This window comes from Pseudomonas sp. MF6776, assembly GCF_016613125.1.
In the GTDB taxonomy this organism is placed as follows: Bacteria; Pseudomonadota; Gammaproteobacteria; order Pseudomonadales; family Pseudomonadaceae; genus Aquipseudomonas; species Aquipseudomonas iridis.
The window spans coordinates 1-24,743 of record NZ_JAENSQ010000018.1; the positions used below are offsets into that span (position 1 = coordinate 1).

General features: G+C 59.9%; 22 protein-coding genes. 11 read left to right on the top strand and 11 right to left on the bottom strand.

Going from position 1 to position 24,743, the window contains the following annotated elements; all coding sequences use genetic code 11:
• Positions 1 to 289 precede the first annotated feature (289 nt).
• The 7 genes from JJD74_RS19630 (at position 290) to JJD74_RS19660 (ending at position 9,040) form a co-directional block, all read left to right on the top strand.
• Complete coding sequence (locus JJD74_RS19630) at positions 290 to 1,999, top strand: ATP-binding cassette domain-containing protein (protein WP_200616598.1); 1,710 nt, start codon at positions 290 to 292, stop codon at positions 1,997 to 1,999.
• Positions 2,000 to 2,197: 198 nt separating this feature from the next.
• Positions 2,198 to 3,157, top strand: coding sequence for an AAA family ATPase (locus JJD74_RS19635; RefSeq protein ID WP_003218556.1), 960 nt, complete (start codon positions 2,198 to 2,200; stop codon positions 3,155 to 3,157).
• 5 nt (positions 3,158 to 3,162) lie between these two features.
• Positions 3,163 to 4,107, top strand: a complete 945-nt coding sequence (locus JJD74_RS19640) for a DUF58 domain-containing protein (RefSeq protein WP_042559487.1) — start codon at positions 3,163 to 3,165, stop codon at positions 4,105 to 4,107.
• Complete coding sequence (locus tag JJD74_RS19645; protein ID WP_042559488.1) at positions 4,104 to 4,601, top strand: DUF4381 domain-containing protein; 498 nt, start codon at positions 4,104 to 4,106, stop codon at positions 4,599 to 4,601. The genes JJD74_RS19640 and JJD74_RS19645 overlap by 4 nt, the downstream gene beginning before the upstream one ends.
• Positions 4,594 to 5,673: a vWA domain-containing protein gene (locus JJD74_RS19650; protein ID WP_042559489.1), complete on the top strand. Its 1,080-nt coding sequence runs from the start codon at positions 4,594 to 4,596 to the stop codon at positions 5,671 to 5,673. The genes JJD74_RS19645 and JJD74_RS19650 overlap by 8 nt, the downstream gene beginning before the upstream one ends.
• Complete coding sequence (locus JJD74_RS19655) at positions 5,670 to 7,406, top strand: tetratricopeptide repeat protein (protein WP_200616599.1); 1,737 nt, start codon at positions 5,670 to 5,672, stop codon at positions 7,404 to 7,406. Before JJD74_RS19650 ends, JJD74_RS19655 begins: the two co-directional genes overlap by 4 nt.
• Complete coding sequence (locus tag JJD74_RS19660; protein WP_200616600.1) at positions 7,403 to 9,040, top strand: BatD family protein; 1,638 nt, start codon at positions 7,403 to 7,405, stop codon at positions 9,038 to 9,040. Before JJD74_RS19655 ends, JJD74_RS19660 begins: the two co-directional genes overlap by 4 nt.
• Before the next feature lie 61 nt (positions 9,041 to 9,101).
• Here the strand turns inward: JJD74_RS19660 and JJD74_RS19665 are convergent, their stop codons facing one another.
• The 3 genes from JJD74_RS19665 to JJD74_RS19675 form a co-directional block, all read right to left on the bottom strand.
• Positions 9,102 to 9,410 (bottom strand): hypothetical protein, encoded by a 309-nt coding sequence (locus JJD74_RS19665; protein ID WP_042559492.1) that lies wholly within the window; start codon positions 9,408 to 9,410, stop codon positions 9,102 to 9,104.
• Positions 9,411 to 9,498: 88 nt separating this feature from the next.
• Entirely contained in the window at positions 9,499 to 9,801 is a 303-nt protein-coding gene (locus tag JJD74_RS19670) for a hypothetical protein (protein ID WP_042559493.1), read from the bottom strand.
• Between the two features lie 60 nt (positions 9,802 to 9,861).
• Positions 9,862 to 10,038, bottom strand: a complete 177-nt coding sequence (locus JJD74_RS19675; RefSeq protein WP_155418738.1) for a hypothetical protein — start codon at positions 10,036 to 10,038, stop codon at positions 9,862 to 9,864.
• 407 nt (positions 10,039 to 10,445) lie between these two features.
• On the opposite strand from JJD74_RS19675, the gene JJD74_RS19680 reads away from it, so the two are divergent.
• Genes JJD74_RS19680 through JJD74_RS19690 form a run of 3 tightly spaced genes read left to right on the top strand, consistent with a single transcriptional unit; the run spans position 10,446 to position 15,909 of the window.
• Complete coding sequence (locus tag JJD74_RS19680) at positions 10,446 to 11,690, top strand: exonuclease SbcCD subunit D C-terminal domain-containing protein (RefSeq protein WP_200616601.1); 1,245 nt, start codon at positions 10,446 to 10,448, stop codon at positions 11,688 to 11,690.
• Positions 11,687 to 15,328, top strand: coding sequence for an AAA family ATPase (locus tag JJD74_RS19685; protein ID WP_200616602.1), 3,642 nt, complete (start codon positions 11,687 to 11,689; stop codon positions 15,326 to 15,328). Before JJD74_RS19680 ends, JJD74_RS19685 begins: the two co-directional genes overlap by 4 nt.
• Positions 15,325 to 15,909 carry a glutathione S-transferase gene (locus JJD74_RS19690; RefSeq protein ID WP_200616603.1) on the top strand — a complete coding sequence of 195 codons (585 nt, stop codon included), beginning with the start codon at positions 15,325 to 15,327 and terminating at the stop codon, positions 15,907 to 15,909. Before JJD74_RS19685 ends, JJD74_RS19690 begins: the two co-directional genes overlap by 4 nt.
• A gap of 8 nt (positions 15,910 to 15,917) precedes the next feature.
• On the opposite strand, the gene JJD74_RS19695 is transcribed toward JJD74_RS19690, so the two are convergent.
• The 8 genes from JJD74_RS19695 to JJD74_RS19730 form a co-directional block, all read right to left on the bottom strand.
• Positions 15,918 to 16,175 carry a hypothetical protein gene (locus JJD74_RS19695; protein ID WP_042559497.1) on the bottom strand — a complete coding sequence of 86 codons (258 nt, stop codon included), beginning with the start codon at positions 16,173 to 16,175 and terminating at the stop codon, positions 15,918 to 15,920.
• On the bottom strand, positions 16,172 to 16,384 hold the full coding sequence (locus JJD74_RS19700) for a hypothetical protein (RefSeq protein ID WP_200616604.1): 213 nt from the start codon (positions 16,382 to 16,384) through the stop codon (positions 16,172 to 16,174). Before JJD74_RS19700 ends, JJD74_RS19695 begins: the two co-directional genes overlap by 4 nt.
• Positions 16,385 to 16,655: 271 nt before the next feature.
• Positions 16,656 to 16,835, bottom strand: a complete 180-nt coding sequence (locus tag JJD74_RS19705) for a hypothetical protein (protein ID WP_042559499.1) — start codon at positions 16,833 to 16,835, stop codon at positions 16,656 to 16,658.
• 156 nt (positions 16,836 to 16,991) lie between these two features.
• Positions 16,992 to 18,167, bottom strand: a complete 1,176-nt coding sequence (locus JJD74_RS19710) for a lactonase family protein (RefSeq protein WP_042559500.1) — start codon at positions 18,165 to 18,167, stop codon at positions 16,992 to 16,994.
• A complete protein-coding gene (locus tag JJD74_RS19715) occupies positions 18,154 to 18,465 on the bottom strand; it encodes a DUF5629 family protein (RefSeq protein WP_038368119.1) in 312 nt (103 codons plus the stop codon). The genes JJD74_RS19710 and JJD74_RS19715 overlap by 14 nt, the downstream gene beginning before the upstream one ends.
• A 165-nt stretch (positions 18,466 to 18,630) precedes the next feature.
• On the bottom strand, positions 18,631 to 20,211 hold the full coding sequence (locus JJD74_RS19720; protein WP_200616605.1) for an aldehyde dehydrogenase (NADP(+)): 1,581 nt from the start codon (positions 20,209 to 20,211) through the stop codon (positions 18,631 to 18,633).
• A 9-nt stretch (positions 20,212 to 20,220) separates the two neighbouring features.
• Positions 20,221 to 21,213 (bottom strand): AraD1 family protein, encoded by a 993-nt coding sequence (araD1, locus tag JJD74_RS19725; protein WP_042559502.1) that lies wholly within the window; start codon positions 21,211 to 21,213, stop codon positions 20,221 to 20,223.
• Positions 21,214 to 21,347: 134 nt separating this feature from the next.
• Entirely contained in the window at positions 21,348 to 22,670 is a 1,323-nt protein-coding gene (locus tag JJD74_RS19730) for an MFS transporter (RefSeq protein WP_200616606.1), read from the bottom strand.
• 193 nt (positions 22,671 to 22,863) lie between these two features.
• On the opposite strand from JJD74_RS19730, the gene JJD74_RS19735 reads away from it, so the two are divergent.
• Positions 22,864 to 24,600: an IlvD/Edd family dehydratase gene (locus JJD74_RS19735; RefSeq protein WP_042559504.1), complete on the top strand. Its 1,737-nt coding sequence runs from the start codon at positions 22,864 to 22,866 to the stop codon at positions 24,598 to 24,600.
• Positions 24,601 to 24,743 lie beyond the last annotated feature (143 nt).

A 24,743-nucleotide genomic window follows, 5' to 3' on the forward strand; every position in this document is an offset into this window, starting at 1 on the left:
TAAGCGCTTCGACTTCAAGTGTCCGATCGAGGTTATGGACGAGGTGATGCAGGAAGCTATGGCTATGCGGCATGATGCTCCAGCTTCAATTCAATAACCGTGTTGCACTCAGCTCCTGTAACCGCCGAGTCATTACTGACTTTCCCGGAAACGGCATTGTTTGCCAAAGCTATATACCTGGCCTTGAACGCTTTAACATTATAAGAAATGGATGCCTGGTAGCACCACAAACCATCTTGCGTCAATTACCCGCAAAATAATGTTAGCGCTACACCACAGAAGACATTCAATGCAGACGCTCATCAGAACCGCTTGCAAAAAACACGCATGGCTATTGATCTCAACCATCACCACAGTAATAGCGCTGAAAGTCCTTGCACTAGCACCGCCACTGCTCCTAGGCAAAGTAATTGACGCACTAAACAGTCAAACCCCAACAGCGCTCAACCCACTGTTGTTATTGACGGTGGCGATAACCCTAGCCGGATGCATTCAAGCTGCAATCAATCCGTTGCAAATCTATTTCCTTTCCAAGTTGGTGCAACAGGTAGTGATGGATGCCTCAATCGACTGGATGGCACAGTTGATGCGCAAAGAGTTCCAGCAATTCAACACTTGGCGTATTGGCCATTTCATTAAGTCAGTAGAGCGTGGAATTACCGCTCATGAGCAATTGCTGACGTTTTTCATCACCACCGGTTTGCCGCTGTGTCTGGAGTTCATCATCGTCGGGCTGGCTTTTTATTACATGGGTGGGGCAGGTATTTTTCTGTCAATGACTGGCATGGCGATCCTTTACTTGCTTGCCGCCCACCGAATCATCAAATGGCGCAGAAAGCACATTGATGCAGTTAATGAGCAGGAGGACGAACTAAGTGCGCTGCTTTTCAGCACCCTGAATACCGGCAAATCGATAAAGCTGGAAAGCGCCGAACACACGGCAACTCAACCCTTGAACCATGCCTTCCGGCAGTACGCCAAAGCGGCAGTGACGGTGGCCAGTTCCGGAGGGTTCTTGAGTGGAGCGAAAACCCTCTTTGTCAGCTTGTCTACTGGAGGGTTGCTGGGTTGGGGAGTCATTGACCAGTTGTCAGGTGAGCCAAGTATTAGCGTTGGCCAACTGGTAGCCGTATTCGCCATTGCCGGAAGCTTTTTGCTCAACATCTCAGCGCTGACTGAAGGTTATCGAGTGCTCGATCAGTTTCTGGCGGATCAGCGAAGACTACGCAACCTGCTGTCACTGCCAGACTTTGATGATGACAGTCGACAAGCCGATATCACGTCGCAGAATGAGTCGACGCTCGTCCTTCAGCCCTGCACCGTCAGCGTTAACAACGCTGTTCAGTTGACCATCAGCCAAACCATGACGTTTTACCAAGGGCAGTCGGTTGCGATTACTGGCCCCAGTGGGGCCGGCAAATCCACCTTGCTCGAAACGCTGGCCGGGCTCAACGCCTCAGTGAGAGCTCACGTGAGTATCGATGAGGTGCAACTCTGCGATCTGAACGCCCAGACACATCTGCAGGTGTTGAGGTATTGCCCTCAGTCGCCGCAGTTTCTAGAGGGCAGTTTTGCCAAGTCAGTTCTGTTTGGCATGGATCGATCGCCAGACCTGCACCTGGCGATTAAACGTTTAAATCTTGAGGACATTGTTTCGCAACGCAAACTCACCGAGAACGCCTCAAATATTTCCGGTGGGGAGGCGAAACGCCTGTCTTTGCTTCGCCTGATAAACAGGCCGGGGCGGTTCAATCTGTTCGACGAACCCAGCGCCTCCATTGAACCGAAGTTGGCCGCACCGGTTTGGGATCTTTTGTTCGATACGTTTGCGACTCGCGGATTGATCTGTGTCACCCATGATGTCGACCACCTGTACCGCTTTGATCGGGTCATCGTCATGCAGAACGGCGCGATTGTTGAAGATGGCCCCTGGCAGGAACTGGTCGATACAGTCGCAATTAAACTTCTGTTAACTGATCTTCAGATGGTTGAGGAGTAAAAAGGTCAAAAGATCGCAGCCTTCGGCAGCTCCTACACGGGATCGCATTCCAATGCAGGAGCCGCCGCAGGCTGCGATCTTTTGCTCTTTTCTACAAAATGCCGTTAGTCGCCACCCCCCGCGATGGATTAAAGTAACGCCCCCAGCCCCGGCGTTATCCTTGCGCCTGTGGCCACCCCTTTCCAGGAACAGTCACCGATGGAACATCGTGAAGCGCTGCTGGCGCTGCGAACCTTTCTTTCAACGCAGATTCTCGGCCAGGAAAAACTCATCGAGCGTTTGCTCATCGCCCTGCTCGCTGACGGCCACATGCTGGTCGAGGGCGCTCCGGGTCTGGCCAAGACCAAAGCGATCAAAGAACTCGCCGAGGGCATCGAAGCCCAGTTCCATCGCATCCAGTTCACCCCCGACCTGTTGCCTGCCGACATCACCGGCACCGAGATCTATCGTCCGGAAACCGGCAGTTTCGTGTTTCAGCAGGGGCCGATCTTCCACAACCTGGTGCTGGCGGACGAAATCAACCGGGCCCCGGCCAAGGTGCAATCGGCGCTGCTTGAAGCGATGGCCGAGCGCCAGGTCAGCGTCGGGCGCAGCACCTATGAGCTATCGCCGCTGTTTCTGGTGATGGCGACGCAGAACCCGATCGAGCAGGAAGGCACCTATCCATTGCCCGAAGCGCAACTAGACCGCTTCCTGATGCATGTCAAAATCGGCTTCCCCGACGCCGCCGTCGAACGGCGCATCCTCCAGCAAGCCCGTGGCGAAGCGCTGAACGGCGAGACCAAACCCGAGCGCCGGGTCAGCCAGCAGGCGATCTTCGCCGCCCGTAAGGAAATCCTTGGCCTGTACATGGCTGACGCCGTGGAGGAATACCTCGTGCAACTGGTCATGGCCACGCGCACACCGGCCAAGTTCGACCCGGAAATGGCCGAGTGGATCGCCTATGGCGCCAGCCCGCGGGGTTCGATCGCCCTCGACCGCTGCGCCCGGGCCCACGCTTGGCTGGCCGGACGCGACTTCGTCAGCCCCGAAGACATTCAAGCCGTACTGTTCGACGTGTTGCGTCATCGCATCATTCTGTCGTTTGAGGCCGAAGCCGCCGGCATCGATCAGGATCGGGTGGTGCAGCGGATTCTCGACGTCGTAGCCGTCGCTTGACCCCCATGAACGCCCCTCTGCCGTCCGAACCGGGCATCCGCGTCAGCCTCGCCGAGCTGATCGAGATGCGCCACCGTGTGCGCGAAGTGCAGCTGTTTTCCACGCCGAGCCAGCGCAGCCCGCTGATCGGCTTGCATCACTCGAAATTCCGCGGGCGTGGCGTCGACTTCGATCAAGTGCGGGTTTATCAGGCCGGCGACGACGTGCGCACCATCGACTGGCGCGTTACAGCTCGCACCCAGGAGCCGCACACCAAGCTGTTCCATGAAGAACGCGAACGGCCGATCTTCATCATGGTCGAGCAAAGCACGCGGCTGTTTTTCGGCTCGGGGCTGATGTTCAAGTCGGTGCTGGCGGCGCAAGTGGCGGCGTTGATCGGCTGGGCCGCGCTGGGCCATAACGACCGGGTCGGCGGCCTGGTGTTCGGCGACAACGAGCACTACGAAATCAAGCCACGGCGCAGCAAACAGAGCCTGCTGCAATTGCTCAACCGTCTGGTGAAGGTCAACCAGTCGCTGCACACCGAGCGCGAACCGGATCGCGACACGCTCGGCGTGGCCCTGCGCCGCGCCCGTGAGGTATTGCGCCCGGGCAGTCTGGTGATCGTGATTTGCGATGAGCGTGCGCTCTCCGACAGCGCCGAGCAGCAACTGAGTCTGCTCTCGCGGCATTGCGACCTGCTGATGCTGCCGCTGTCCGACCCGCTCGATCACGCCCTGCCCGCCGCCGGACTTTTGCGCTTCGCCGAACGAGGCGCGCAACTGGAACTCGACACGCTCAATTTTGACTTGCGCCAGACCTATCGCGCCCAGGCCGAAGCACGCATCGCCCGTTGGGAATTGCTCGCGCAAAAGCTGCGGGTGTTGCTGATGCCGCTGAGCACCCAAAGCGAGATGGTCGAGCAGATGCGCGAGTTCCTCAATCCGCAGCGACCGGGGAAAGGTCGATGAACGGCCTCGAACAACTGCAACCGCTGATCTCCCCGCCCCCGATTGCCTTCTGGCCGCCGGCGCCGGGCTGGTGGTTGCTGCTTTTGTTGTTGCCGCTGCTCGGTTTTGCCGTGTGGCGTCTGCGCCGTTTCATCCCGATGAAAAAACGTCCGGTCGTGCGCGCCGAACAGCCGCTCGACCCGGTGCGCATCGCCGCCCTCGCCGAACTGGCACAAATGCCCAAGCCCTACGACGGCGCCCCGGCCGGGGCCTGGCTGCAACAGCTCAACGGCCTGCTCAAACGCCTGTGTCGCAACCATTACCCTTATAGCCAGAGCCACACGCTCAATGGCCGCAAATGGCTGGCCTTTCTCGACAACCGTTGCCCGGCCGCCGGGCTGACGCGCTGGATGGTGCTGGTTGAAGGTGCCTACAAACCGGAATGCAAACTCGACGACAAAGCCATCGCCGGACTGACCCAAGCGGTCGACACCTGGATTCGCAAGCATGTTTGAATTCGCCTGGCCGTGGATCTTCGTCCTGTTGCCGCTGCCTTGGCTGATGCGTCTTGTGCTGCCGGTGGCCGACAGTGGCGAGCCGGCGTTGAAAGTCAGCTTCCTCTCCGACCTTGAAGGCCTTGCGCGTCGTCGCGCTCGGGCCAATCTGCCAGCGTGGCGCCAACAGGCACCGTTCATTTTGCTGTGGCTGCTGCTGTTGAGCGCCGCTGCACGCCCGCAATGGCTTGGCGAACCACTCCCGATTGCTGCCAGCGGTCGTGATCTGCTGGTCGCGGTGGACGTGTCCGGATCAATGGACTTCCCCGACATGCAATGGCAGGACGAGGACGTCAGCCGCCTGACTCTGGTGCAACACTTGCTGGGTGACTTCCTCGAAAGCCGCGACGGCGATCGCGTTGGCCTGATCCTGTTCGGCAGCCAGGCCTATCTGCAAGCACCGCTGACCTTCGATCGCCACACCGTGCGTGTCTGGCTCGACGAAGCGCGGATCGGCATCGCTGGCAAGAACACCGCCATCGGCGACGCCATCGGTCTGGCCTTGAAACGCCTGCGCCTGCGTCCGGCGCAAAGTCGCGTGCTGATTCTGGTCACGGACGGCGCCAACAATGGCGGCGAAATCGACCCGCTGACCGCGGCGAAACTGGCGGCCAGCGAAGGCGTGAAGATCTACCCGATCGGCATCGGCGCCAATCCGGAAGACAGCGGATCCACCGCGTTGCTCGGGGTCAATCCGAGCCTGGACCTTGATGAGCCGGCGCTCAAAGCCATCGCTGAAGTCACCGGCGGCCAGTATTTCCGCGCCCACGACGGCAAAGAACTGCAAGCAATCAAGGACACCCTCGACCAACTCGAGCCGGTGACCCAGCAACCGACCCAGGCACGACCGGCGCAAGCCTTGTATCACTGGCCTCTGGCATTGACCTTGTGGCTGAGCCTGCTGTTAGTCGCGCGTGAATTGTGGCCGGACAACCCGCTGCAACGCCTGTTCAACAAGGAACTGTATCTGCAAAGCCCCCTGCCTGACTGGCGCGAACGGCTCAAGCGCCTGCGTTTGCGGAGGCGCCGATGATCGCCCTCTGGCCGCACTGGTTCCGTCCGTGGTGGTTGCTGTTGCTGCCGCTGTTGGGCTGGCTGATCTGGCAACTCTGGCATCGGCAAAAACGCGCTGGCCGCTGGCAGATGATTTTGCCGCCGGCATTCCACGCCACCCTGCTCAGCGGCGGTAGTGGTCGCGACAGCAAACTGCCGTGGGTCGCCCTGGGCGTGGCATGGCTGCTGACGATTTTGGCGCTGCTCGGGCCGAGTTGGGAGCGCGTCGAACAGACCAGTCAGAAACCTGCCGATCCATTGGTGGTGGTGCTGGAACTGACCCCAGAAATGCTCGCCACCGAATCGCCGCCGACGCGACTGGAACAGGCGCGACGCAAACTCTTCGATCTGTTGCAGGCACGCAGCGATGCGCAGACCGCCATCGTCGTCTACGCCGGCAGTGCCCACACGCTGGTGCCGCTGTCGGATGATTTGGCCACCAGTCGTAACCTGCTCGACGCCCTCAAGCCTTCGCTGATGCCGCAAAGCGGTCATCGCGCAGACCTTGCGGTGAGCAAGGCGCTGGCATTGCTCAAACAAGGCGCGCTTGGCCAAGGCCGGATTCTGTTGATCGGCTCATCCCTGAATGAAGAAGAGCGCCAAGGCATTCGCCGTGCCCTGAGCGGTGAGTCGGCGCAACTGTTGATGCTCGGCGTCGGCACCGCAGAAGGCGCACCGATTGCCCAAGAGGACGGCAGTTTCCTCAAGGACGAACAAGGCGCGATCCGCGTGCCGCAACTCGACAGTCCGGGCCTCAGCGCTTTCCTCAACAGCGTCGGCGGCGACTATCACGTCGCACGGCTGGACGAAGGCGATCTGGGCGCCCTCGGTTTGCTCAATGGCCCGCGCAGTTTGCGCGACGACGGCCAGACCGTGCGCCTCGACACCTGGGCTGATCAGGGTTACTGGTTGCTGTTGCCGCTGTTATTGCTGGCGGCGTGTGCCGGGCGTCGCGGCTGGTTGTTCTGTCTGCCGCTGCTGTTCTGCCTGCCGCAGCCCAGCTACGCTTTTGACTTCGAAGACCTGTGGCTGCGCCCCGATCAGCGCGGACTGCACTTGCTCAAGCAGAAACGCCCCGCCGAAGCGGCGCAACATTTTGCCGATCATCAGTGGCAAGGGGTGGCGTTGTACGAGGCCGGCGACTACAGTGGCGCCGCCCAGCGTTTCGCCGAAGGCAGCGATGCCCGCGCCCACTACAATCGAGGCAACGCGCTGGCGAAAAGCGGTGAGCTGGACGCCGCCATCGATGCCTATGAACAGGCCCTGGAGTTGCAACCGGACTTGCGCCCGGCGCAGACCAACAAGGCGCTGGTGGAAAATCTGCTGAAGCTGCAAAAAACACCACCGCCCGCTGAACCGGAGCCCAAACCGACGGAGCAAAACCTGCCCGGCGATGAACCGCCGCCAGCGACCGCGCCGCCACCTGCGGTACAAAGTGAAACTCGCAGCGAGGCTCAACCCGCCGAGTCGGCCAGCGAACCACCACCGACCGCCCCGCCGCTGCCAGGGCCTGACGAATTGCCCGGCAGTGACGAGGAAGAAGAAACGAACACCGTGCCGACGCTGCGTCCCAGCGAGGACAACCTCGAAGGCGAGCAACGTCAGGCACTGGAACAATGGCTGGGCAAGATCCCGGATGACCCCGGCGAATTGCTGCGACGCAAATTCTGGTACGAACAGCAACAACATCAGGATCAGGAAAACATTCGATGACCCGCTTCACCGTTCTCTTGCTGCCCCTGCTGATCTGCACGGCCACCGCGCACGCGGCCGAGTTGATCGCCAGCGTGGATCGCAGTCGCCTGAATTCCGGCGAGACGGTCGAACTCACCCTCGAAACCAACGACGTCACCCAGTTCGGCAAACCCGACCTGACACCGCTGGAACCGCTGTTCGAAGTACGCGGCACGCGGCAGGTCAACCAGTTGAACACACTCAATGGCGACAACCGCGCCACCACGCGCTGGATCATCACCCTGTTGCCAAAGGAAAACGGCAGCGTGCTGATTCCGCCGCTGCAAGTGGGCGATGTCCAGAGCCAGCCGATCACCGTGCAAGTGGTCGAAAGTGATGTCCGCGAGGACAAGAACAGCCTCGATCCGGTGTTCATCGAGGCCAGTCTCGATCAGTCCAGCGTCTATGTGCAGGCCCAGGCGATCCTGACCCTGCGCATCTACCATTCGGTGTCGCTGTACGACGACAGCAGCCTGACCCCGCTGCAAATCGCCGACGCGCGCGTCGAGCAACTGGGTGACACGCGCACCTACGAGAAAGACATCAACGGCGTGCGCCATGGCGTGATCGAAATGCGCTATGCGATCTACCCGCAGCACAGCGGCTTGTTGACCATTGCGCCGCAGACGTTCAGCGCAACGCTGGTTGAGACTCAGCCTGCCCAGGACTCGACCGCACAAGGGCCGAAACCCGGCAAACTGATGCGAGTCAGCTCCGCGCAAATCCCCCTCACGGTCAAACCCAAGCCGCTGACCTACCCGATCGATGCGCCATGGCTGCCGGCCCGCAGCTTGAGCCTGAGCGAAAGCTGGAACCCTGAGCCAGAACACACTCAGGTCGGCGACTCGCTGACACGCAGCCTGACCCTGAAGGTCGAAGGCCTGGCCAGCTCTCAATTGCCCGCCATGCCTGCCACCGAAGTCAACGGCCTGCGGCGCTACCCGGATCAACCGGTGCTGAGCAACCAGAGCAGCGACCGTGGCCTGATCGGTAGCCGTGAAGAACGCGAAGCGCTGGTCCCGAGCCGCAGCGGTTTAATCGACCTGCCAACGGTGGACGTGGTGTGGTGGAACACCTTCGAGGATCACCTGGAACACACAAGCCTGCCGGCGCGCACCCTGCAAGTGGCCAACAACCCGAGCCTGCAAGTCGACACCCCGACCGGCGGCCTGCAACCGAGCGCGGTCGACAATGATGTGTTGTGGTGGTGGAAACTCAGCACCCTCATTCTGGCCTGCACCACCCTCCTCGGCTTCGGCCTGTGGTGGCGCGCACGCTGGCAACCGGCAATCCTGCGCGCCGCCCAAACCGGCCCGAGCCCGCGCACATTGATGGACGACATCAAGCGTGCGAGCCAGGCCAACGATCCGCACGCAACCCGCCAGGCACTGGATGCCTGGGCGCGTCAGCAACCAGAGACGCTGGCGGATATGGCGGCGCGGTTTGTGCCGCTGTCGGATGCGCTGGATGGACTCAACGGTGCGCTGTACAGCGAGACGGGGCAGTACTGGCAGGGTGAGGATTTGTGGCGGGCGATTCGTACTATTCCTGCGGCGGAACGGGTGCAGGATCCGGTGGGTGATAGTGGGTTGCCGCCGCTTTATCCAAAGTAGGCTTGATTTCGTTCTCCGCTCTACAATGAAACGGGGCGCCTCGAGGGTGCCCGCTACATTTTCAATAGTTAAAATCTGTAGAAACCTTGAGGTTGCTGTCGAACTTCAAAACAAAAGATCGCCATCTGCCTCCCGTATACGCAAACATGACCTCATTTAATTTCGATACCAGCTCCGACGCTTCTGATTCACAAGCGTCAGTCAAAAAAACGGAATGCCGCTCACCATCTTTATGGTAGAAAAAGCTTGATTCAACCCAGCCTTCATCGGGATCAGTTTTGGCTTTATAGACTATCTCGTCACAAGAACCCGGGGCTTGCTCGTAAATCAGCGAAGCCAACGTGTTTAGAATATCCAGCTGTTCTTTCATAACGCTACCAATCGTGCTTGTTATGGAAACGGAGGGCGGTAGCCGTCCGTTGCTCCAGACATTAAGTGATGCGCCAATAACTCCATAATCAATAGCTGAACTTCATCTTCACTTCCCCACCCTCTCGGTAGGACATGACAAACGATTTCCATGGTTCACCGCGCTGCACGGCATTAGCCTTTAATTCTTTTGCCAAAAAATACACGTCGGAGATATCAAAATCGATTTCGGCATCAGTTACCTCAACACCGTTTTTTTCAACGGTCAATTCGGCTTCCATAAACCCCTGACTTACCTCTATTTCGTATCGAAAGGCGTCGTACCCGTGAACAATACCCCCTTCGACCATGTGAAAAATTTTTTTGACGATTTCTAGATCTTCTGTGATCACTCGATTATCTCCGGTATTTTTCGGGCTTCGTTTTCGAACACTACGGACTTGGTTTTACCGTCAATCGTGTAAAACACTTGCGGTGATGCCGTCGGCCTGAGCCCACATCGGTTGCCAGAACATGACGTTCGCCAGCAGAAACGCCAACCCGCGCTTGGGCATGCCCAGAAACGATTCACGGGGTTTCACGGCAGCAGCAGGCTGACGAGCGAGCAAGGCGAAGTGGCGAACGTCCATGTTTAAAATCTCATTACAGCAGGCAGGAATACGGGATTGACGACAAGCACAGTTGCTCCAACAGGCCCGCACTTGGGCGCCGATGAGAGCAAACAAGGGTAAAGCGAGACTACTAGCGCTTTGATGTCAATTTAGCGGCGCGATATTAGATGGCCACTATTTTGGCGTCAATTAATGAATGCCTCCCCGATGGGCTGCCAAGCGCCCCAAAACCCGCAATCTGCATATTTCTGAAACACCGCGCAGGCTGAGTTTGCGGCTGCTGCGCAGTCGATCGGGGATTAATCCCCTCGCCACAAGCGTCCGCGCCGAGACTGCCATGCGCAATAATCTGTAAACTCTCCCCACTTCCGCCGCCCATTCATTACCCCGCGGCCATCACCTCTTTATCTGTTGCGGAGTCCACCTTGCGTCTGTTTCACACCTCCGACTGGCACCTTGGGCAAAACCTGCACGGCCAGGAGCGCGATTTCGAGCATGCGTGCTTCCTCGAATGGCTGCTGCTCCAACTGAAACTGGCGCAGCCGGATGTGCTGTTGATTGCCGGTGACATCTTCGACACGGTCAATCCACCGGTCAAAGCCCAGGAACGCCTCTACGATTTCATCGTCAGCGCCCACGAGCAGCAACCGTTGCTGACCATCGTGATGATCGCCGGCAACCACGATTCCGGCTCACGAATCGAACTGCCCGCGCCGTTGATGCGCCGTTTGCGCACCCACGCGTTAGGGCGGGTATTGTGGCTGGATGATGGGCAACTGGATGCCGAACGCCTGCTGCTGCCGTTGCCGGATAAAACCGGCGAAGTCGCCGCGTGGTGCCTGGCGCTGCCGTTCCTGCGCCCGGCGGAGGTGACCGGCGCGCATCTGGGTGACAACTATTTGCGTGGCATCGGCCAAGTGCATGAATGGCTGATCGAGGCGGCGAATGCCAAGCGCAAGCCGGGGCAGGCGCTGATCGCCATCAGTCATGCGCACATGGCCGGCGGTTCGGTGTCGGAGGATTCCGAGCGCAGTCTGATCATCGGCAATGCCGAAGCGCTGCCCGCCAGTCTGTTCGGGCCGAGCATCAGCTACGTCGCCCTCGGTCACTTGCACAAACCGCAGAAGGTCAACGGTGAAGAGCGCATTCGCTACAGCGGCTCGCCGATTCCGTTGTCGTTCTCGGAGATTGGTTATCAGCACCAGATTCTCGATATCACGCTGGATGGCGAAACGCTGGTCAGCGTCGAACCGAAACTGATCCCCCGCGCTGTCAACTTGCAGCGCATCGGTCCGGCGCCGTTGGCGGAAATCCTCGTGCAACTGGCGGACTTGCCAAACGTCGATCTTCTCGCTGAAACCCAGCGCCAACCGTGGCTGGAAGTGCGCGTGCGCCTCGACGAGCCGCAACCGGATCTGCGCCATCAGGTAGAAACCGCCCTGCAAGGCAAAGCCGTGCGTCTGGTGCGCATCGCCGCCGAATACGCTGGCAACCGGGGTGCCGATGGCGTGGAGGACGGCACCGCGTTGATCGAACTTGACCAACTCACGCCCCAGGAATTGTTCAGCCGCGCGTGGCTCGACAACTATGGCAACGAGGTCGATGAACAAACTCTCAAGGACTTCGCCGAACTGTTGCAAGACGTGCAAATGGAGGGCGAGCAGCCATGAAGATTCTCGCCATTCGTTTGAAGAACCTGGCCTCGCTCGCTGGACCGTTTGAAATCGACTTCACCGCCGAGCCGCTGGCCAGCGCGGGTCTGTTTGCGATCACTGGCCCGACTGGCGCCGGTAAAAGCACCCTGCTCGACGCCTTGTGCCTGGCGCTGTTCGGCGCCGTGCCGCGTTTGAACAACACCGGCCGTGACGCCAAAGTCCCGGACGCCGACGGCGAAATCGCCACCGGCGACCCGCGTACGTTGCTGCGTCGCGGCACCGGTGAAGGCTACGCCGAGGTGGATTTTGTCGGTATCGATGGCCGTCGCTACCGTGCGCGCTGGGAAGCCAATCGTGCACGGGAAAAGGCTGGCGGCAAGTTACAGGCCAGCCGCCAGAGCCTGCGCGACATCGATCAGGATCAACTGCTCGCCAGCCAGAAAGGCGAATACAAGACTCAACTGGAAGCCGCGCTGGGCCTGAACTTCGAACAGTTCACCCGCGCCGTGCTGCTAGCCCAGAGCGAATTCAGTGCCTTCCTCAAGGCTGACGACAACGATCGCAGCGAACTGCTGGAAAAACTAACCGACACCGCGCTGTACACCCAGCTCGGGCGCCGCGCCTTCGACAAGACCAAAGAGGCCCGCGAGGCGCACAAGCTGTTGCAGGATCAGGCCACCGGCGTCACCCCGCTTGCGCCCGAAGCGCGGGCGGAACTGGATGAGCGTTTCAATGCCGCACAGCAACAACTGAAAGTGCAGCAGACGCAGCTCAAGCAGCTTGAACAGCAGCACGGCTGGCTCAAGGAGTTGCGCCTGTTGCAGGAATCGCAGCAGGCCGCCACCGAGCAACTGCACAGCGCGCAACAACAATGGGAAAGTCTGGCCGGCGAGCGCGTGAAATTGACGCGCCTGGAGCAGCTCGGCCCGCAACGTCACCAGTTCGCGCGTAAAACCGAACTGGATGCGCTGCTGACACCGCTGGCTGGACAGATTGCCGCGCATACGCAGCAACACGCAAAACTGAGCAAGCAGCAGACGCTGCTGGAGCAAAATCTGGCGGCGGCGAAAGTCGCCCTGAGCGAGGCGCAACAGCGCCAAAGCGAGAACGCCCCGCTGTTGCGTCAGGCGTTTGAAGAGCAAAGCACCCTCACCCGTCTGGCCAAAGAAGCAGCCAGCAGCGCCGATGCCAAACAGCGTGCACAGCACGCCTGCACACAAGGCCAGAGTGACATACAAGCCTTGTTGGAAAAGCAGGGCCAGGTCACTGAACGCCTGCAACACATCGCCGCCGGGCTTGAGAAAAGCGCGCATCTGGCGCCATTGAGCGATGCGTGGAATGCCTACCGCGATCGCCTGCAACAACTGATGCTGATCGGCAACCGCTTGAACAAAGGTCAGGCCGAACTGGCCTCGCTCGAAGAGAGCGCCACGCGCAACGCTGAAGCATTTGCCGCACAAAAGCAGCAACTCGAAGTGCTGTTCAAGGAGGCCGGCGCCGAACCCGATGCCGTCGCCGAGCAGATCGGCATCCTCGGCAATCTGTTGCAGGACAATCGCAAGCAACTGCGCGCCTTTGAAGACCTGTCGCGCCTGTGGGCCAGCCAACAGGAGCTGCACAAGCGCAGCGGCGAGCTGCAACAACGCCAGCTCAGCGCCCAGCAGGAACGTGAGCGGCTGACCCAGGACGGCGTAAAAACCAAGGCTGAACTGACCGTCGCCGAACAAACCCTCAACGTCACCCGCGAACTGCTGGAGCGTCAGCGTCTGGCCCGCAGTGCCAGTGTCGAAGAGCTGCGCGCGCAGTTGCAGGACGATCAGCCCTGCCCGGTCTGCGGCAGCAACGAGCACCCGTATCATCAGCCCGAAGCGCTGCTGCAAAGCCTTGGTCGCCACGATGAAAGCGAACAGGCCAACGCCCAGCAAGTGGTCGATCAGCTCAAGGAAAAACTGGTTGAACTGCGCGCCGAAGTCGGTGGTGTCATTGCTCAGCAAAAAGAGCTGCTGCAACAACAGGAACAATTGGCCGCTCAGCAACAGGCGCTGGCGCCGAGCCTCGACGCTCATCCGCTGTCCGCGCAGTTGCATAATCAGGACGCCGAGAAACGCGACGCCTGGCTCACCCGCCAAAACGAGCAATTGAATCAGAGCATCGCTCAGGACGAACAACGCCAAGGCGCCCTGCTCACCCTGCAACAGGACGCCGCGCGCCTGACCCAGCAACTGCGTCAGGCCGAAACTGCGCATCAGCAAGCGGCGCAGCACTTGAGTAACCAGCAGCGCGAGTTGAGCAGCGATCGCCAGCGCCTTGATGAAGAACTCACCGCGTTTGGCAGCCTGCTGCCGGCGGACACTCTCGAAGCCTTGCGCCTGGAACCGGCCGCGACGTTCATGCAGCTCGACCAGCAGATTGCCGAGCGCCTGGCGCAAGTCGAGCAGCAGAAGGAAGAACTGGCCGAGCAGCAACAACGTCAGCAAACGCTGGAGAAAGAACAGGATCGCCAGCAGACCCGCCTGCAGCAATCGCAAGCCGCCGAACAGCAATTCAATGCGCTGGCCGAGCAACAACAGGCTTGCCAGCAAAAACTCACGCAACTGCTCGGTGAGCACAGCAGCGCCGAGCACTGGCAGCAGCAACTCGAACACGCCGTTGAACAGGCGCGCAACGCCGAAACCGGCACGGCTCAAGAACTGCAAAATATCAGCACGCAACTCGTGCAGATCGCCGCCGAACTCAAGGCCCAGCGTGAACGTTTGCAAGCGCTGGAAAGTGAAGACAAGGATCTCGCCGGCAAGATTGCCGACTGGCGCGCCCGCCATCCCGAGCTGGACGATGGCGGTCTCGAAGATCTACTGCGGGTCGATGACACGCAACTGGCTGAATTGCGCCAACACTTGCAGCGCAACGAAAAAGCCATCGAACAGGCCAAAGTGCTGTTGCAGGAACGCGATCAGCGTTTGCTCGATCATCAGGCGCAGCACAACGGCAATCTCGATGCCGAACAACTCGCCAGCGCCCTCGTTGACCTGCAGAACCAGTTCAACGTCAGCGAGCAGCAATGCGCCGAATTGCGCGCCGAACAGGCTGAAGACCAGCGCCGGCAGAACGCCAATCAGGCACTGGCGCAGCAAATCGCCGACGCCTACGCCGAGTACCAGCGCTGGGCACGTCTGAGTGCGCTGATCGGTTCGGCGACGGGCGACACTTTCCGCAAGATCGCCCAAGCCTACAACCTCGATTTGCTCGTGCACCACGCCAACGTGCAGTTGCGCCAACTGGTCAAACGCTATCGCCTGAAACGCGGCGGCAGCATGCTCGGCCTTCTGGTGATGGACACGGAGATGGGCGACGAATTGCGCTCGGTGCATTCGTTGTCCGGCGGCGAGACTTTCCTGGTCTCGCTGGCCCTTGCGCTGGGCCTGGCATCAATGGCGTCGAGTACGCTGAAAATCGAATCGCTGTTTATCGACGAAGGCTTTGGCAGTCTTGATCCGGAATCCCTGCAACTGGCGATGGATGCCCTCGACGGCTTGCAGGCGCAGGGCCGCAAGGTCGCGGTGATTTCCCACGTGCAGGAGATGCACGAGCGGATCCCGGTGCAGATTCAAGTCCTGCGTCAGGGCAACGGTTTGAGCACGCTGGAGGTGAAATGAATACGCTGTATTCATTCCGCCGCTGCCCCTACGCCATGCGCGCGCGGATGGCCCTGCGTTATTGCGGCGTGCCGGTGGAGATTATCGAGGTCAGCCTCAAGGCGAAACCCGCCGAGATGCTCGCGATCTCGCCAAAAGGCACGGTGCCGGTGCTGGATGCGGACGGTCGGGTGATCGATGAAAGCCTGGAAATCATGCGCTGGGCGCTGGCACAGAATGATCCGCAGGATTGGTTGCTCAGCGGTGATGCTCGGGTTGCCGAGTTGATCGAAGCCAATGATCAGGTGTTCAAGGTCCATTTGAATCGCTACAAATATGCCGAGCGCTATCCCGAGCAGCCGATGGAAGTTTATCGGGCCGAGGGTGAGATGTTTTTGCGCAGGCTCGAAGAGTTGCTTGAAGGGCGCGATTACTTGCTGACGGATCATCCGAGCCTGGCGGATGTGGCGTTAATGCCGTTCGTACGCCAGTTCGCTCATGTCGATCGCGAGTGGTTCGCGCAGACGCCATACGTTCGTTTGCAGGCGTGGCTTCAGCGATTCCTCGAATCCGAGCTCTTTACCTCGATCATGAAGAAATAACCACGGGGTCAGGCCAAAACCTGGCACATGCCGAGGGCCGAGCAATCCACTTCGAACGGCCCGAGGAAATTCGCCGCGGCCTTGCTCGGCGGATTGCCGGCCAGCAGCCCCAGCGTATTCGCCCGCTCAATGTCGTGGGCGATGTTGTGATTGGCCTCGATGGCCCGCGCCAGCGCTCCCACCGAGCCTTGACCAATACCCAGCAACGATGCGCCGTTAGTCATCAATGCGAGACTGGCGATAACCCAAAGCCTGTAGCCTTTCATGCGCCGCCGACTCCTGCGAGTTCCGCCGGGTCGACCACCACGCTTTGCGAGCGGTGTTCGAACTGAATACCGGGACTTGCGACCTGAATCGGTGCGTCGAAGCTGTGTTCCATCTGCGATGAGATGCTGACGATCAGCACCAGCGCCAGGTAAAGGCCGATGGCCAGGTAGGCGCCGAATTTGGCAGAAGAGATGATTGTGCTGGCCATGGTGTTCTCCCGTGGGCATGTTTCGATGCCCACAGAATCGATCAAAAAAGCTGTGGCAACCACTCAGGGTTTCCCATAGTGAACATCAGCTTCGTTGATCATTAAGCCAGTCTATTTCGGTGTTGAATAAAACCTATTACACGAGGATTTTTCGCACCCACAAACGTGCAGGAGCTGCCGAAGGCTGCGATCTTTTGACGTTGAGGATCAAAAGATCGCAGCCTTCGGCAGCTCCTACAAGAGATCGTATATCTCTCGGGAACGGGGAATTTCAATGCTGGGCTTTGTGATCCAGCGCGGCGTAGAAGTTGGCGCTCTGTTGCAGATATTTCTGGGTGTAGCTCTGGGCGTGGGATTTTTTGCCGTTGATCTCGACGTTGGCACTGGCTGGCAGAACCACGGTGGCGGAGATGGCGGAAGCGGCGATGACGGAGAAGAGATTGAAGTTCATGGTGGTAACCCTCGTGTTCGGTTGGCTTGCTTGCCCGGTTGGGCTGTGGAGCCAACTTAACGCTCGAGGGTTGATCGCTTGAAATGCTTTGTAACAGTAGCAGTTATCAGCGCGATTAATACATAGAGACAGGCCCCGTGAATCGGGGCCTGTGGCTTATTGTCGCACTACAAACTTGAGATCGCTGGGCGCATCCATCGGCAGTTTCTGCACGGTTTTACCGAGCAGGCCGGTCTTGCCATCGCGTTCAACGACGACGATCTCGTTGCTCTTCTGGTTGGCAATCAGCAGGAATTTGCCACTCGGGTCGAGACTGAATTCGCGCGGGTGATCACCGTCCACCGAGCGTTTTTGCAGTTCCTTGAGCTGGCCGGTGGCCGGATCAATGCTGAACACGACCAACTGATTGGCGGTGCCACGGTTGCTGACGTAGAGGAATTTACCGTCAGCGCTGGCATGCAAAGCAGCGGCAGCCTTGTCCGAGGTCGGCTGGCCAGCCGCCAGATCAACCAATTGCGTCTGGGTCAGCACGCCATCGTTGTAATCGAATACGGCGACTTGAGCGCTCATTTCCATGGTCAGCCAGGCGTGTTTGCCATCGGCGCTGAACAGCAGGTGACGCGGACCACTGCCCGCTGGCATAGGCACGGCAGCGGTTTTCGCCGGTGTCAGCGGCAGCTCCGCGTTGGCCTTCGGATCGAACTGGTAGATGAAGACTTTGTCCGCGCCCAGATCATTGGAGAACACGTAACGGCCGTCCGGCGAAGAGACCGTCGAGTGCACATGGTTCGACGCTTGACGCTCGGGATTGACCCGGCTCGCCGGGTGCGCGCTCATCTGCACCACCGGTTTGAGTTTGCCGTCTGCGCCTACCGGCAACACCGCCAGGGTGCCGCCCGGGTCTTCCATCACCGAATAGTTGCTGACGAACAAATGGCTGGCGTCATGGCTGAGGCTTGAATGGGTCGGCTCGTTGCCCAGGCTTTGGACTTGATTGATCAGGCTAAGCGCATGGGTTTTCGGATCAATCGCATAACTGCTGACGCGACCGACCGGATCAGTCTGGCCTGGACCATTTTCGTTGACCACGAACAAGCGTTTCTGGTCTTTGGAAAGAGTGAGCCACGACGGGTTTTCGCTTTTCACCACTTGCAGTGGTTTGGCTTCGATCTGACCGGTGGCGCTATCGAAGCTCATCCGATAGATGCCTTGGCTGGCGCCGGCAGTGTAAGAGCCGACCAGCAGCTGGAAGCTTTCAGCGGATGCGCTGGAAAGGCCCATTGCACCGACGCTGCCGGCCATCAGCAACGGCCAGAATTTACGCATTTTCATCAGTTTCATCCTCGTCGTCGCTGCTGCTGACGACGTCGCCGTGGCAGACCAGGCGGTGTTCGCCGATAGCTTTGGTCTCATTGAAATAACCGACGATCAACCAGCTCTGCAGAGAATCATCGAAGGTGGCTGCAGCGACCTGCGCCGGCGTGAATTCCCAATGCTTGGCCGCTCGGCCATCAATGCATTCGATGTGCAGATTGTCGTCTTCATCGAGGGCGAATTCGAAAGCGTGCAGGCCGTCGATTTCGACCATACCGCAGTGTTCGAGGGCGTTGAGAAGGGTTTGGGCAGTCATGGTGAACAGTCTTTCTAGGGGGGAAAGAGCGAATGATAGCTTATTGTCGATGCAGATCCCTGTGGGAGCTGGCTTGCCAGCGATAGCAATCTGTCTGACACATCAATGTTGGATGTGCCGCAGTCATCGCTGGCAAGCCAGCTCCCACAGGTTATGCGTGTTGCCTTACAACGCTTCGCGCGAAGGCTTGCCATCCACCAGGCGCTGGATACGCAACGGGTTGGAGTTTTTCAGCGGTTCCGGCAGCAAGCTGTCCGGGTAATTCTGGAAACACACCGGACGCAGGAAGCGATCAATGGCCAGTGTGCCGACCGAAGTGCCACGGGCATCGGACGTCGCAGGGTACGGGCCGCCATGGACCATCGAATCACACACCTCGACACCGGTCGGATAGCCGTTGAGCAGGATGCGCCCGACCTTCTGTTCCAGCAGCGGCGTCAACTCCGCGAACGCTTGGAAGTCCGCCGGCTCGCCGATGATCGTCGCCGTGAGCTGCCCGTGCAAACCGTTCAATGCGGCACTGAGTTGCGCCTGATCGGCCACCTCGACAATCACCGTGGTTGGGCCGAAGACTTCTTCCTGCAGCACTTCATCGCCGTTGATCAACAGGCTGACATCCGCTTTGAACAGCTGCGGCTGCGCTTGATTACCCTGCTGCGGGTTGCCGGCCAGATGTTCGATGCCCTGGTGCGCGAGCAGCTTCTGCAAGCCGTTGCCGTAACTGCCAAGGGTGCCGGCATTGAGCATGGTTTGCGCCGGTTGGTCGCCGATCAAACCTGCAACCTGCTGCACGAATGCGCTGAACTCAGGCGAGCGAATACCGATGACCAAACCCGGATTGGTGCAGAACTGACCGCAGCCCTGCACGACCGACGCGGTGAGGTCGCGAGCGACGCTTTCCGAGCGAGCGGCCAGCGCCTGCGGCAAGACGATGACCGGGTTGATGCTCGACATCTCGGCAAACACCGGGATTGGTTGCGGGCGTGCCGCAGCCATGTCGCACAACGCACGTCCGCCCTTGAGCGAACCGGTGAAACCGACAGCCTGAATCGCCGGATGCTTGACCAGCCACTCGCCGACGCCACCGCCATAGATCATGTTGAAAACACCCGCTGGCATCTCGGTTTTTTCCGCCGCGCGAATCAGTGCATCAGCCACCAGTTCGGCCGTGGCCATGTGACCGCTGTGCGCCTTGAACACCACCGGGCAACCGGCAGCGAGTGCCGATGCGGTGTCGCCACCAGCAGTCGAAAATGCCAGTGGAAAATTGCTCGCGCCGAACACGGCGACTGGACCGAGGCCGATGCGGTACTGACGCAGATCCGGACGTGGCAATGGCTGGCGATCCGGCAACGGCAGGTCGATCCGCGCGCCATAGAAATCGCCACGGCGCAGCACTTTGGCGAACAAACGCATCTGGCCGCTGGTGCGACCGCGTTCGCCCTGAATGCGCCCAGCCGGCAACGCGGTTTCACTGCAGACCACGGCGACGAAATCATCACCGAGCGCATCCAGTTCATCGGCAATCGCGTCGAGAAACTGCGCACGACGCTCAGCGCTGAGGCTGCGATAGGCCGGGTAGGCGGCAGCGGCGGCTTTGGCGGCGGCGTCAACTTCTTCGGCCGTGGCCTGGATGAAGTCGTGAGGCAGTTGTTCGCCCGTCGTCGCGTCAACGCTTTGCAGTTTGACGTTGCCGGCAGCGCTACGCTGACCGCCGATGTAGTTGTGACCGAGAATCTGAGTCATGGGATCTCCTTAAAGGGTGCCGATGCTGTCCGGTTCGAAAACGGCCTGAACCGGGGCGATGCCATTGATCAGCGGTGCGCCGAATTCGGCCTGGCTGATTTCGAAAACGTCACCCGGTTGGGTGCGAATGCCATCGGCGAACGACAAGGTCGCGGTGCCGAAAAAGTGAATGTGCACGTCGCCCGGGCGCAGAAACTGGCTGTACTTGAAGTGGTGGTATTCGAGGTTCGCCAGGCTGTGGCACATGTTGGCCTCGCCACTGAGGAACTCGTTCTGCCACAGCACTTCACCGTCACGCAGGATGCGGCTGGTGCCCGCAAGGTGTTGGGGTAGCTCACCGACGCGAAGTTCCGGACCATAACTGCAACTGCGCAATTTCGAGTGGGCCAGGTACAGGTAGTTCTTGCGCTCCATGACGTGATCGGAGAACTCGTTGCCTACGGCGAACCCCAGGCGATACGGCTTGCCGTCGTGGCCGATGATGTACAGGCCGGCCATTTCCGGCTCTTCACCAGCGTCTTCGGCAAACGGCGGCAACGGGAACGCTTCGCCGGGACGCACGACGATGCTGCCGTCGCCCTTGTAGAACCACTCCGGCTGAACACCGGCCTGCCCCGCCGCCGGCTTACCGCCCTCGACACCCCATTTGAAGATTTTCATGGTGTCGGTCATCGCGGTTTCGTCACCGGCCTGCTGGTGCATCTTGTCGCGGGCCGAGGCGCTGCCCAGATGCGTCAGACCGGTGCCGCTGACCAGCATGTGCGCCGGGTCCGGGTGATCGAGCGGCGGCAGAATGCGCAGGTCTTTGAGCAATTGCGCATAGTCGTGGCTGCTGCCCAGGCCGAGGGTTTTGACTTGCTGCTCCAGAGTGCCGCCGGCTTCGATGGCGGCCAGGGCCAGATCACGCACGCTGCGGGCGGCCTGCACTTCGCGCACCACAGCGCCTTCGACCACGCCGACGCGGCGTTCGCCGTTACTCAATTCGAATTGAACCAGATGCATGTTTTTCTCCTATTCCTTCAAAAACACCGCAGATCCCTGTGGGAGCTGGCTTGCCAGCGATAGCAATCTGTCAGACACATCAATGTTGGATGTGCCGCCGCCATCGCTGGCAAGCCAGCTCCCACAGGGACGTGTCAGGTGCGCGTAGCCCCGCGGGCGCTCGCGGCAAACTGGTCAGCCGGCAACACGTGTTTACGCTCCAGCACGCGATACACCACACCAGTCAAAATCAAACCAAACACCATTACCCCCGACAGGAAGTACAACCCCGAAGCCAGAGTGCCCGTGTGTTCCTTCAGCGCCCCGATCACGAACGGCCCGATGTAGCCGCCGAGGTTGCCCACCGAGTTGATCAGCGCGATCCCCGCCGCCGCACTTGCGCCAGCAAAGAACCGCCCCGGCAAGGTCCAGAACACCGCCGTGCAGGAAAACAGCGCAAACGCCACCAGGCAAAGCGCCGCCAGTTGCGCCACCGGCAACGAGAGCCAGGCACTGAGGAACAAGCCAATCGCGCCCAGCACATACAACACCGCCAAATGTCCGTAGCGGTCGTTCATGCGATCGGAACTGCGCGGGATGATAAGCAGGCCGATGATCCCGAAGATGTACGGCACCGACGATACGAATCCGGTCACCAGATCACTGCCACCGAACTGTTTGATCAACGTCGGCAGCCACAAACCGAGGCCGTAGATGCTCAGGGTCACCGGCAGATAGAACAGCGCCAGCAGCAACACGCGTTTGTCTTTCAGCGCATGCAAAGGATTGCCGTGACGGGTCTGGCCGTACGCTTGCAGATCCTTTTTCAGCTCACCGGTCAGCCAGTCTTTCTCGGCCTGATCCATCCACTTCACCTGTTGCGGACCGTCAGGCAACCAGCGCAGCACCGGCCAGGTCAACAGGATCGCCGGGGTGCCGATGACGATGAATAGCCACTGCCAGCCGTGCAGGCCGAGAATGCCGTCCATGCCCAGTAAACCGCCGGACACGGGACCGGTGATCATCATGGCGATCGGTTGCGAAAGAATGAACAGCCCGAGGATCTTGCCGCGATGGCGCACCGGGAACCATTGGGTGATGTAGTAGAGAACCCCGGGGAAGAACCCCGCCTCTGCCGCGCCGAGCAAAAAGCGCATGACATAGAAGCTGTGCGGGCCCTGGACGAAAGCCATGCCGATGGTGATCGCGCCCCAGGTGATCATGATCCGCGCGAACCAGCGCCGTGCGCCGAAGCGTTCGAGCATCAGGTTGCTGGGAATTTCGAACAGGAAATAACCAATGAAGAACAGCCCGGCACCGAGGCCATAGGCTGCATCGCCGATGCCGATGTCGGCGCCCATGTGCAGCTTGGCGAAGCCGACGGCGGAGCGATCCACATAGGCGATCAGGTACAGCAGGATCAGGAAGGGAATCAGTTTCAGTGTGATGCGCCGTATCAGGCGCAATTCCTGGCTCATGAGATCGGTCTCCGATTGTTGTTTTTATAGAACCTCGGGGGACGCCTCTCGCGGAAAACCGCCAGGGCCATCCCTCCGTCGAAAACGACTATATAGTATTACTAATTACCCAACAACACTTCCAAACCGCCGAATTTGAGCTTATGTTAGGCCATCGCTGGAACACTATAGTCATACAATAAGAGAATCGATCATGTCTGATAAGAAACCCACCCTGCGCTCCGCCCAATGGTTTGGCACGGCCGACAAGAACGGCTTCATGTACCGCAGCTGGATGAAGAATCAGGGCATCGCCGACCACCAGTTTCATGGCAAGCCGATCATCGGCATCTGCAACACCTGGTCGGAATTGACCCCGTGCAACGCGCATTTCCGCCAGATCGCGGAGCACGTCAAACGCGGGGTGATCGAGGCCGGTGGCTTCCCGGTGGAATTCCCGGTGTTCTCCAACGGCGAATCCAACCTGCGCCCGACCGCCATGCTCACCCGCAACCTGGCGAGCATGGACGTTGAGGAAGCGATCCGCGGTAACCCGATTGACGGCGTGGTGCTGCTGACCGGTTGCGACAAAACCACTCCGGCGCTGCTCATGGGTGCAGCGAGTTGCGACGTGCCGGCCATCGTCGTCACTGGCGGGCCGATGCTCAACGGCAAGCACAAGGGCAAGGACATTGGCTCCGGCACCGTCGTCTGGCAACTCAGCGAACAGGTCAAGGCTGGCACCATCACCATTGACGACTTCCTCGCGGCCGAGGGCGGAATGTCGCGTTCGGCGGGCACCTGCAACACCATGGGCACGGCGTCGACCATGGCGTGCATGGCCGAAGCACTGGGCACTTCGCTGCCGCACAACGCAGCAATTCCAGCGGTGGATGCGCGGCGTTATGTGCTGGCGCACATGTCCGGCATGCGGGCGGTGGAGATGGTTCGGGAGGATTTGAAACTGTCGAAGATCCTGACCAAGGAAGCCTTCGAAAACGCGATTCGCGTCAACGCTGCCATCGGTGGTTCGACCAACGCTGTGATTCACTTGAAAGCCATCGCCGGGCGCATTGGCGTCGAGCTGGATCTGGATGACTGGACGCGCATCGGCCGCGGCATGCCGACCATCGTCGATCTGCAACCGTCCGGGCGTTTCCTGATGGAAGAGTTTTACTACGCCGGTGGCTTGCCAGCCGTACTGCGTCGCCTGGGTGAAGCCAACCTGATTCCGCATCCGAATGCCCTGACCGTCAACGGCAAGTCCATCGGCGAGAACACCAAGGACGCGCCGATCTATGGCGAAGACGAAGTGATCCGCACGCTCGACAATCCGATTCGTGCCGACGGCGGTATCTGCGTGCTGCGCGGTAATCTCGCGCCACTGGGCGCGGTGCTCAAGCCGTCCGCCGCCAGCGCCGAACTGATGCAGCATCGTGGTCGTGCAGTGGTGTTCGAGAACTTCGACATGTACAAAGCGCGAATCAATGATCCGGAACTGGATGTTGATGCCAACTCGATTCTGGTGATGAAGAACTGCGGGCCGAAGGGTTATCCGGGCATGGCCGAAGTCGGCAACATGGGCCTACCGGCCAAGCTGCTGGCACAAGGCGTGACCGACATGGTGCGCATTTCCGATGCGCGGATGAGCGGCACGGCGTACGGCACGGTGGTTTTGCACGTGGCGCCGGAAGCGGCAGCCGGTGGGCCGTTGGCCACGGTGAAGGAAGGCGACTGGATCGAGCTCGATTGCGCCACTGGCCGTTTGCACCTGGACATTCCAGATGCCGAACTGGCGGCGCGCATGGCCGATCTGCAACCACCGCAACAATTGCTGGTGGGCGGTTATCGTCAGCTGTACATCGACCATGTGCTGCAGGCGGATCAGGGCTGTGACTTTGACTTCCTGGTCGGTTGCCGTGGGGCGGAAGTACCCCGCCACTCTCACTAACACCGCCGTCCCCTGTGGGAGCCAGCCTGCTCGCGAAGAGGGAGTGTCAGTCGACATCTATTTGACTGATATGCCGCCTTCGCGAGCAGGCTCGCTCCCACATTTGGTTTCTGTGTCTGCCTCAAGATTGTGCCGTGCCTGCT